Origin of the sequence: Pseudoduganella buxea (assembly GCF_009720835.1) — a bacterium.
Classification (GTDB): Bacteria; Pseudomonadota; Gammaproteobacteria; order Burkholderiales; family Burkholderiaceae_D; genus Rugamonas; species Rugamonas buxea.
Genome location: NZ_WNKZ01000225.1, coordinates 1 through 936 on the forward strand (window position 1 = coordinate 1; position 936 = coordinate 936).

General features: G+C 74.9%; 1 protein-coding gene. It reads right to left on the reverse strand.

Features of this window, described 5'->3' with window-relative positions; translation table 11 throughout:
- Positions 1–936 (reverse strand): FtsW/RodA/SpoVE family cell cycle protein (locus GM672_RS27720; RefSeq protein ID WP_170300286.1); only part of this gene is annotated, 936 nt, incomplete at both ends.

A 936-nucleotide genomic window follows, 5' to 3' on the forward strand; every position in this document is an offset into this window, starting at 1 on the left:
CGCACGGCCGCGCCGACCAGGCCCGCCAGCACGGCCGCCTGCAGGCCCCACAGCAGCAGTCCGGCCAGCAGGCCATGCCGGTTCAGGAAGAACGATGGCGCGAAATCGTCCTGCACGGCCGGTATCGCCATTGCCTGGCCGGCGTCGCGCCCCAAGGTCGACAGGCCCAGCATGCCGTCCGCGCCGAACCAGCCGCCCGCCGCGACGGCGGCGCCTCCCTGCAGCAGTTGCTGGCCCGTGTGCGGGTGGCGCGCCGGTTCCCGCCACACCTGGAAGCGCTCGCCATAGAACGAAGCGGGCAGGCTGGCCGGGTCGGCCGCCTGCAAGGCCGGTACGGTGGCCGATGCCGCCAGGGCCAGGCCGGCCAGCAGGGCCGCGCCACCGCGCCGGCCGGCCGCCAGCGCATAGGCAAACGCCATCGCGCCGGCCCACAGCACAAGCAGGATCAGCGGCGAGTAATCGTCCACCTGCACCAGTGCGCAGCCCAGCAGGGCCAGGAACAGCAGGGCCGGCGCGACCAGCCGCAGCCAGCGCGCGCGCAGGCCAGGCATCATGGCGGCGTCCGTGCTCCAGCCCAGGCGCAGGGCCAGGCAGTGGGCCGTCAGGCCGGCCAGTACCAGCTTGGCCAGTTCGACCGGCTGGATGTCGAACACGCCCGTCTCGTCGCCCCACAGCACTTGCGCGGCCAGCAGGGCCAGCGCGGGGACCGTCAACGCCGCCAGCAGCCATTCGACCTGCCGCTGTGACAGGGCAGCACGCCGCGCCGCCCACAGGCGCCACGCCATGGCGGCGCCGGAACCCACCGCCAGCAGCGCCGCCGTTTTATGGTAATGGCGCAGCCACCACGTGTCCGGCGCGCCCAGGCCCAGTTCCAGCTGGGCCAGCAGGCCGGCGGCCAGCAGCAGCAGGGCGGCGCCGCCGGCCAGGCCGGGCCGG